This is a genomic window from Arthrobacter sp. 2YAF22_2, assembly GCF_052114645.1.
GTDB lineage: Bacteria > Actinomycetota > Actinomycetes > Actinomycetales > Micrococcaceae > Arthrobacter.
The window spans coordinates 1-6,618 of record NZ_JBFRFD010000171.1 but is presented as its reverse complement, the minus strand read 5'-3'; the positions used below and the strand labels follow the sequence as shown (position 1 = coordinate 6,618).

Here is a 6,618-nt window from a genome sequence, read left to right as displayed (position 1 = left end):
GCCGATGAGACAGTAGCCGATGAGGCAGTAGCTGCCGCGGAGACCGACGACGGCGAAGAGGGCGACGCTTTGGCGGCGGCCGCTGCCGCGGCCGAGGTTGACCCCGCCGATGAGTTCAAGGCCAGGCTGCGCCGCCAGGAGGGTGACTGGTACGTCATCCACTCCTACGCAGGTTACGAGAACCGCGTCAAGGCCAACCTGGAGACCCGCATCCAGACGCTGGACATGGAAGATTACATCTTCGAGATCCAGGTCCCGATGGAGGAAGTCGTTGAGATCAAGAACGCTCAGCGCAAGGTTATTAACCGCGTCCGCATCCCCGGCTACGTCCTGGTCCGCATGGACCTGACGGATGCCTCCTGGGGCGCCGTCCGCCACACCCCCGGCGTCACCGGCTTCGTGGGTAACGCCCACGACCCGGTGCCGCTGCGCCTCGACGAGGTCTTCTCCATGCTCGCGCCGGTCTTCGAAGAAGAGCAGGCTGAGAAGGGCAAGCCGGTCAAGCACGCCGCCGCTGCGGTCGACGTCGACTTCGAGGTCGGCGAGTCGGTCATCGTCAAGGAGGGCCCCTTCGAGACCCTGCCCGCCACGATCTCCGAGATCAAAGTGGATTCGCAGACCCTCGTGGTGCTGGTCTCCATCTTCGAACGCGAGACCCCGGTCACCCTGGCGTTCAACCAGGTCAGCAAGATCTAGCTTTATCCACAGAATTCGCCCCGGGCTGCCCGCTTAGCAGCCTTGGTGCGGTCGGCCGCCTTGCCATGGTGGCCAGCAACCTGAGGCACGCTCCTGTGTCCCAGGACGTATTTGAGAGAAGGACCTACATTGGCTCCCAAGAAGAAGGTCACCGGCCTCATCAAGCTGCAGATCCAGGCAGGCGCCGCTAACCCGGCCCCGCCGATCGGTCCTGCGCTTGGCCAGCACGGTGTCAACATCATGGAATTCTGCAAGGCGTACAACGCTGCGACGGAAGCCCAGCGCGGCAACGTTATTCCGGTAGAAATCACGGTCTACGAGGACCGTTCATTCACGTTCATCACCAAGACCCCGCCGGCTGCAGAGCTCATCAAGAAGGCTGCAGGCGTCGCCAAGGGTTCGGCTACCCCGCACACCGTCAAGGTGGCCAAGCTGACCCAGGCCCAGGTCAACGAGATCGCCTCCACCAAGATGGAAGACCTCAACGCCACCAGCCTGGAAGGCGCCGCGAAGATCATCGCCGGCACCGCCCGCTCCATGGGGATCACCGTCGAGGGTTAATTCCCCACCGCTGACGCGGCGCAGGGATCGGGATACCGCTCACGACGCCGGACAGCACCGCCGGGCAACCGGCACCACCTAAACATTGAGATGTTGGGATTCCCTTCCGGAGCCCCAACTGTGGCAGGGCCCAGCGCGGTCCRCAGACCACAACTGCACAAGGAGAATAAGCAGCATGGCAAAGCGCAGCAAAGCATATGAGGCAGCCGCCGCCAAGATCGACGCGGAGAAGTTCTACGCGCCGTTCGAGGCAGTGACGCTCGCCAAGGACACCAACCCGTCCAAGTTTGACGCCACCGTTGAGGTTGCTTTCCGCCTGGGTGTAGACCCGCGTAAGGCTGACCAGATGGTCCGCGGCACCGTTATCCTGCCGCACGGCACCGGTAAGACCGCCCGCGTTCTCGTCTTCGCAACGGGCGACAAGGCCGAGGCCGCAATCGCAGCCGGCGCCGACTTCGTTGGTTCCGACGACCTGATCGAAAAGATCCAGGGCGGCTGGACCGACTTCGACGCCGCTGTCGCCACCCCCGACCTCATGGGCAAGGTTGGCCGCCTCGGTAAGGTTCTGGGTCCGCGTAACCTGATGCCGAACCCGAAGACCGGCACCGTGACCGCTGACGTCGCCAAGGCCGTCAACGACATCAAGGGCGGCAAGATCGACTTCCGCGTCGACAAGCACTCGAACCTGCACTTCATCATCGGCAAGGTGTCCTTCGACGCCGTCAAGCTSGCCGAGAACTACGCCACCGCACTGGAAGAGGTCCTCCGCCTCAAGCCGTCCGCTTCCAAGGGCCGCTACATCCAGAAGGCCACCGTCGCCACCACGTTTGGCCCGGGCATTGCGGTTGACCCCCAGGTCACCAAGGTCCTGACCGAGGCGTAATCCTCCACAGCACCACTGAAAAGGCTGTCCCGCTTCCGCGGGGCGGCCTTTTCCGCGTCCCGGGCGGCGGTTAGGCTGACCCGGTGACCGCAGCCACGCACCGTATCGAACCCCTGACCCTCCCGGAAACACTCGATGGCCCGGACGCCGCGGAGTTCCTCGAATTCGGCCGGCTTTGTGACGCGCTCACCCAGGAAACCTGGGGGAGCCTCGACCGTGCGACGCCCGACGGGGCAAGGCTGCGGTTTTGGCGGGACAACGCCTACACCCGGATGAGGCTCTTCTTTGTCCGCATCGACGGCGTCATGGTGGCGAGGTCCTGGATCCGCTTCGAGCAACAGGAGAACCTCGGGCGCGGGCTCCTGCACGTGGCCGTCCTGGACGCGTACGCCGGCCGTGGGATCGGACGGGAACTGCTGGAACACACGGAAGCCTTGGCCGCTGCCGAGGACCGCACCGTTCTGGCGACCTTCACGGAACACCCGGCAGACTTCGACGCCGCTGGTCCGGACGTGATCACCCCGCTGACCGGAACCGGGGCACTGCCCGCGTCCGCACGCGGAGTCCGCTTCGCCGCGGCGGCCGGCTACCAGCTCGAGCAGGTTGAGCGGTACAGCAGCCTGGACGTCGCCGCGGCTGCGACAGAACTGGACCGCTTGGAGCGGGAGGCATGGACCAAGGCTGCCGGATATGAGCTGTTGTCCTGGACGGACCACTGTCCGGACGAATATGTGGTGCAGTTGGCTGCCCTGATGTCACGGATGAGCACCGACGTGCCGATGGGAGGCCTCAGGTATGACGAGGAAACCTGGGACGCCGCCCGAGTCCGCCACGTGGAGGACACCTGGAAGCGGGCAGGGAACGCCTCGCTCGTGACAGCGGCGCGCCACCGGGACAGCGGCGTGCTGGCGGCCTACTCCGTGCTGGAACTGGCGCCCAGTAAGCCGTGGCTGGCCGAGCAGGACGACACACTTGTCGCCGCTGGGCACCGTGGCCACCGCCTGGGCATGCTGGTCAAAATCGCCAATCTCCGGCGCCTGGCGGACTACCCGGAGGTCAAACGCGTCACCACGTTCAACGCCGCCGAAAACGATCACATGCTGGCCATCAATGTCGCCCTCGGCTTCCGGGCCGCCGGCTGGGACGGGGAATGGCAGAGGTCCGTCCGGGGCCGCGGAACTGCGGCGTCCGGGTGACGTCCGCCCGCGGCGCGGYAGGGCAGGAATCACCCGGACCCGGCCATGGAATGCGCGCCGAAACGGGCATATGCTGGCGCTTGAGAGCCCGGCGTGAGCCGGGCACGCACTGCCCGGATTAGCATTCATCGATGAACATCCAGTTGACGAACATTCGGGGCAATGCATTGGGCGGCAGAACGGCTGGGAAGATGCCCGCAATGGCAGACGAGGTACGCGTTGAGCAGCTCTGGATCCCGGATTCGGTGGATGGACCGGATGCCGCAGATTTCCTTGCCGCCATCGAAGTAGGACGCAAGGTCCGGATGCAGACCTGGGGAAGCGACGACCTCGCGTACGCACCCCTGGAGAAACTGCTGGAAATGGCAGACCCCTATGAGCGCCAGGTGATTCTGGTGGCCAAGGTCGACGGCGAGATCGTCGGAACCGTGGACATTGCGCTGCCACTCGCAGACAACCTGGACGTCGCCGAATTCACCCTCGACATCCTGCCGGAGTTCCAGGGCCGGGGCGTTGGGCGGCAGCTGCTCGAGGCCGCTGAGCATTTCGCCCGGGACGAGGGCCGGAGCACCATCCTGATCGACACGAACCACCCCGGCGCGACGCTCGCGGACGGCACCGCCGGCCAGCTGATGCCCGGTTCCGGACTCGGCTTCGTCCCGCTCAAGAGCAGGGAAGTGGAGTTCGCGCAGCACACCGGCTACACCCTGCAGCACATCGAACAATTCAGCTCCTGCGCCCTTCCGCTGGACAGCAAGCTCGTCGCCGATCTTCATGCCGAGGCCGAGGAAGCCAACGCCGGCCGCTACCGCTTACACCACTGGACGGACCGGTGCCCCGAGCAATGGCTGGAAGCGATTGCCGCGCTGGAGAACCACGCCCGGGAGGACGGAATCCCCGGTGCCGACGACGGGGACCTGGTGTTCGACGCCGGCCTCCTCCGCAAGGCTGAAGAGGTCGCCATCGCGCAGGGCCGCCGGACCGTGGTGACCGCCGTCGAGCACCTCGCCAGCGGCACCCTTGTGGGGCTGACGACCATCAGCGTCTTGGCCCTGCGCCCCGACGTCGTSTTCCAGGAYGACACMRTGRTCCTKSSGGAGCACCGCGGMAACAAGCTCGGCCTGATGATCAAGGTGGCCAACATGGAGCGACTCTCCGAGCAGTTCCCGGATGCGCGTGTGCTCTACACCTGGAACGCCCCGGAAAACCGCTACCTCCTCACCGTCAACCAAAAGTTGGGGTTCACCACCGCCGGCGTAACCGGCATCTGGCAAAAGGAGTTGCCGGACTCCCGGCCTAGCGTCAGCTATGCCGATTTGGAGCACCCGGGCCCCGTCCCGTAAGCTGGAGGAACCAAAGACCGTCGGTTGTTGGAAATCCACTCTCCCAAGCAAGGCTCAATTCTGCAGCCGCGCCGGGAGAGCAAGTGGATCTCCGGACGAAGGACCCTGAACATAGGGCGGCCGGCGCAGGTGAACGAAGCAAAGCTCCGCGGCATGGCCGCGTTGAGACAAGCCCCGTGCATCTGCGCGGGGCGTTTTTAGTTTTTAGCTCTTTTGAGCGGGGACCCGGAACGAACCGGCACTATCCCCGGAAGGAGGGTTATGGCAACGCCTAGCAAGGTTTCAGCAGTAGCTGAGATCACTAACGATTTCAAGGAATCGAACGCCGCTGTCCTGACCGAATACCGTGGGCTCACCGTTGCACAGCTCAAGCAGCTGCGTGTCTCTCTCGGCCAGGACACCAAGTTCTCGGTCGTCAAGAACACCCTGACCGCCATTGCAGCCAAGGAAGCCGGTGTTGAAGCATTCAACGACCAGCTCTCCGGCCCCACTGCAATCGCGTTCATCAAGGGTGACGCAGTTGCCGCTGCCAAGAGCCTGACGGATTTTGCCAAGGCCAACAAGCAGCTGGTCATCAAGACCGGTTACTTCGAGGGCAAGGCACTGAACGCCAGCGAAGTTGCTGCCCTGGCAGCACTCGAGTCCCGCGAGCTGCAGCTCGCCAAGGTTGCAGGCATCCTCAAGGCTCCTGCTGCCGCTGCTGCACGCATCATCGACGCACTGCGCCTCAAGCTTGAAGAAGAGAACGGTGCACCGGCAGTTGCCGAAGCGCCCGCCGCTGAAGAAGCCGAAGCTCCCGCAGCTGAAGAAGCCGACGCCGCAGCTCCGGCCGACGCCGCAGCTCCCGAAGAGAACTAACTCTCTTTCAAACCAGACTCCGGTGCGAAGGCATGCCCCCGGCAGCCAAGCACCACCTATAGGAAGGACGCCACACCATGGCGAAGCTCACCAACGAAGAGCTCATTGAAGCTTTCAAGGAACTGACCATCATCGAGCTCTCCGAGTTCGTCAAGCTCTTCGAAGAGACCTTCGAAGTTACTGCAGCAGCTGTTGCAGTTGCCGGCCCGGCCGGTGGCGGCGCTGCTGAAGAGGCTGAAGAGCAGACCGAATTCGACGTTATCCTCGAATCTGCTGGCGAGAAGAAGATTGCAGTGATCAAGGAAGTTCGCGCCATCACTTCCCTGGGTCTGAAGGAAGCCAAGGACGTTGTTGACAGCGCTCCGAAGGCTGTTCTCGAAGGCGCCACCAAGGAAGCTGCCGAGAAGGCAAAGGCTCAGCTCGAAGAGGCCGGCGCAACGGTTACCCTCAAGTAACTCGCGCTGCCCGGGAAGCTCGACGCGTTCGAGCGGCCCAGTCTTTCCAGGAAGACCCCGTCCACTCCGGTGGGCGGGGTCTTCCTGCGTTTCACCCCGGGCACGTTCTGGTGAACCTTGAGAAAACGATTGCGCGCTCTCCTTTCGAGTCCCCGGTGCTGCCCCTAGACTTTGGCATTGTGCCGACCGGCCGCCGAACCCTCAGGAGCTCACACAATGACCGATCCGAATCCATCGTTCTCCCGCCGCGCCATGCTCGCCGCGGCCCTGGTCGGCGGCAGCGCYGCCGCAGCCACACTCTCCGGCGCCCCCGCGGCGCAGGCCGCACCGGCCAACGACAAGAAGCAATTCCGGCTGACAGTGCTCGGCACCACCGACCTCCACAACAACGTCTTCAACTGGGACTACTTCAAGGACGAACCCTATTCGGACAACGCGGGCAACAAGATCGGCATCGCCCAGGCTTCGACCCTGATTAAGGCGGTCCGGGCCGAGCGCGGCGCCGCAAATACGCTCACCATCGATTCCGGCGACACCATCCAGGGCACCCCGCTGGCCTATTACTTCGCCAAGATCAACCCCATCTCCGGCAGCGTCAAGCACCCGATGGCGCTGGCCATGAACGC

General features: G+C 64.1%; 7 protein-coding genes and 1 pseudogene. All 8 read left to right on the top strand.

All coding sequences use genetic code 11. The annotated features are described in order from the left end of the window. A partial coding sequence (gene nusG, locus AB4Y86_RS08995; protein ID WP_441401904.1) for a transcription termination/antitermination protein NusG occupies nt 1-696 on the top strand: 696 nt, incomplete at its 5' end. Between the two features lie 129 nt (nt 697-825). After that, complete coding sequence (gene rplK, locus AB4Y86_RS08990; protein ID WP_003803853.1) at nt 826-1,257, top strand: 50S ribosomal protein L11; 432 nt, start codon at nt 826-828, stop codon at nt 1,255-1,257. A 175-nt stretch (nt 1,258-1,432) separates the two neighbouring features. Continuing rightward, entirely contained in the window at nt 1,433-2,140 is a 708-nt protein-coding gene (gene rplA / locus AB4Y86_RS08985) for a 50S ribosomal protein L1 (protein ID WP_441401903.1), read from the top strand. Between the two features lie 83 nt (nt 2,141-2,223). Next, nucleotides 2,224-3,336 carry a GNAT family N-acetyltransferase gene (locus AB4Y86_RS08980; RefSeq protein ID WP_441401902.1) on the top strand — a complete coding sequence of 371 codons (1,113 nt, stop codon included), beginning with the start codon at nt 2,224-2,226 and terminating at the stop codon, nt 3,334-3,336. Between the two features lie 200 nt (nt 3,337-3,536). Next, a complete protein-coding gene (locus AB4Y86_RS08975; RefSeq protein ID WP_441401901.1) occupies nt 3,537-4,679 on the top strand; it encodes a GNAT family N-acetyltransferase in 1,143 nt (380 codons plus the stop codon). A 261-nt stretch (nt 4,680-4,940) separates the two neighbouring features. After that, nucleotides 4,941-5,537 (top strand): 50S ribosomal protein L10, encoded by a 597-nt coding sequence (rplJ, locus tag AB4Y86_RS08970; RefSeq protein WP_441401900.1) that lies wholly within the window; start codon nt 4,941-4,943, stop codon nt 5,535-5,537. Between the two features lie 77 nt (nt 5,538-5,614). Then, nucleotides 5,615-5,992: a 50S ribosomal protein L7/L12 gene (rplL, locus tag AB4Y86_RS08965; protein WP_354233903.1), complete on the top strand. Its 378-nt coding sequence runs from the start codon at nt 5,615-5,617 to the stop codon at nt 5,990-5,992. A gap of 216 nt (nt 5,993-6,208) precedes the next feature. Continuing rightward, nucleotides 6,209-6,618, top strand: a pseudogene (locus AB4Y86_RS08960) (bifunctional metallophosphatase/5'-nucleotidase); the annotation flags it as partial.